The organism is Sporichthyaceae bacterium (assembly GCA_036493475.1).
In the GTDB taxonomy this organism is placed as follows: domain Bacteria; phylum Actinomycetota; class Actinomycetes; order Sporichthyales; family Sporichthyaceae; genus DASQPJ01.
In genome coordinates this window covers 1-2,316 of sequence record DASXPS010000113.1, presented here as the reverse complement: position 1 = coordinate 2,316, position 2,316 = coordinate 1, and the positions used below count along the sequence as shown (strand labels likewise).

General features: G+C 70.4%; 1 protein-coding gene and 1 pseudogene. Both read left to right on the top strand.

Going from position 1 to position 2,316, the window contains the following annotated elements; genetic code table 11:
- Window positions 1-226 precede the first annotated feature (226 nt).
- Window positions 227-1,234, top strand: a pseudogene (locus VGJ14_11980) (transposase).
- Window positions 1,235-1,273: 39 nt separating this feature from the next.
- Window positions 1,274-1,957 carry a transposase gene (locus VGJ14_11975; protein HEY2833135.1) on the top strand — a complete coding sequence of 228 codons (684 nt, stop codon included), beginning with the start codon at window positions 1,274-1,276 and terminating at the stop codon, window positions 1,955-1,957.
- Window positions 1,958-2,316 lie beyond the last annotated feature (359 nt).

Below are 2,316 nucleotides of genomic sequence, written 5' to 3'. Positions count from 1 at the left end.
CGCCGAGCGGCCCCTCCGGGTGACGGCGACGGACGTCTGCGCGCACTCTGCGTCGTCCGCGCCTTCGCCATGGCGAGGGCGAAGACGCTGGACGGTATGCGAGGACGGTCACGGGGCGCCGGGGCCGGGGGCCGCCCGCGTCGGGGCTAGGACGCCGCTGAAAAACCCAGCCCGGTGGTGGTGTGTCTCTGAGGCGGCGCTGGGCCGGGTTTGGGAGAATTCTTGGGTGCAGGGTGTCGAGGGGCCTGATCGGGAGTTGTGGGACGCCGCGCAGGTGGTGGGGCATCTGGTCGCGGCGGGGAGCATGTTCGGGTTCTTAGCCGAGCACCGGGCCGAGGTGTTTCCCGACGAGGACTACGCGGATCTGTTCTCGAGTTTCGGTCGCCCGTCGTTGCCGGCTACGCGGATGGCGGCGGTGTTGACGTTGCAGGCGCTGCACTCGTTGTCGGATCGAGAGTGCGCCGACGCGGTCCGCTGTGATCTGCGGTGGAAGGTGGCGTGCGGGTTGTCGCTACTCGATGAGGGGTTCGATCCGTCGAGCCTGGTGTACTGGCGGCGCCGGTTGGCGAACTCGCGCCGGCCGCACCGGATCAACGACGCGGTCCGTCAAGTGATCGAGGCGACCGGGGTGCTTGCTGGTCGGCGGCGCCGGGCGGTGGACTCCACGATCGTTGATGACGCGGTCGCCACTCAGGACACCATCACCCAGTTGATCTCCGCGATCCGGCGGGTGGGCCGGGAGGTTCCCGGTGCCGGTGCGGTGATCGTCGCGGTGTGTACCGGCCACGATTACAGCGGTCCGGGTAAGCCGCGGATCGATTGGGCCGATCCGCACGCGAAGGATGCGCTGGTCTCGGCGCTGGTCGCGGATGCGAACGCGGTGGTCGCGGCGTTCGCCGGTGCCGAACTCGAGGAGCAGGCGGCGTCGGCGTTGGCGTTGCTGGCGCTGGTGGCCGGGCAGGACGTGGAACCGGCCGAGGACTCTGACGGGCGTGACGGTCGGTGGCGGATCGCGCGCCGGGTCGCCCCGGACCGGGTGATCTCCACCGTGGATCCTGATGCCCGACATACCCGCAAGTCCCCGAGTAGCCGTAAGGACGGCTACCGGGCGCACATGGTCGCCGAACCCGAGACCGGGTTGATCACCGACGAGGCGTTGACCATGGCCGCCGGGGCGGAGAACGCCGATGCCGCGGTGGCGCAACGGTTCCTAGCCCCCACCGAGCAGGCCCCCACCGAGCAGGCCCCCACCGAGCAGGCCCCCACCGAGCAGGTGCCCGACGAGCGGGAGCAGGCCGTCGCCGCTTCCCGTGAGGTGCCCATCGAGGAGGGCCTGGACCCCTCGGTGTCCGAGGGCAACGCTGCTGAGGGCGAGGGTGCTGAGCCGGGTCGGGTTGAGAGTTTCGCCTGGTACGGCGACTGCGCCTATGGCACCGGTGAGCTGCGTGGGGCGATCGAGCGGGCCGGGCACGACGCGGTGATCAAACCCAAGCCGGTGGCGCCCGCGGTCTGCGGCGGGTTCACCGTTGATGACTTCACCGTCGACGAGACCACCGCCGCCGTGACCTGCCCGGCCGGATATACCCGCCCGATCTCCGAGCGCCGCACGGTGACCTTCGGGGCGCTGTGCCGAGACTGCCCGCTACGCGCCCGCTGCACCACCGCGAAGACCGGACGCAGCATGGACCTGCACGAACACGACGACCTGCTCCGGGCGGCGCGGGCTGACTGGGCGGCGCACCCCGACCTGCGCGAGGACTACCGCCACTACCGCCCCAACATCGAGCGCACCGTGGCCCAAGTCGCCACCCAGGGCGGATGGCGGATCAAGCTGCGCTACCGCGGCACCACCAAGAACCATGCCTGGCTCAAACGCCGCACCGCCGCGCTCAACCTGCGCAACCTCACCGGTCGCGGCCTGTCCCGCGTCGATGGGACCTGGGCTCTGGCCACCTGATATCGGCCCCCCAGCCGGCAGCGGGCCCTGCCAGGCCACCCAGCGACCCACCGACCACCTCAACCTGGCCGGTCTCGGCACACTCGCCGCCCCGACCGCGCAGCCTCACACGGCAGGCGACATCCAACCGCGCCACCGCCGAGCTAGAGAACCGGCTTCTTCAGCGCCGTCCTAGGTCCCCCTCCCCAGCAGAAGATTCGTGCCCGAAATCCGCGAGAGTGCTTGTAAAGCTGTTCCGAGCACCCAGGTCAGCAGTAGATGCACTCTGATCATCAAATCCAGCCTCAGGGGCGCATGGCGGAGCCGCCGCAGACCGCGATCGTCTCGCCGGTGATCGAGCGGCTGCCGTCGCCGGCGAG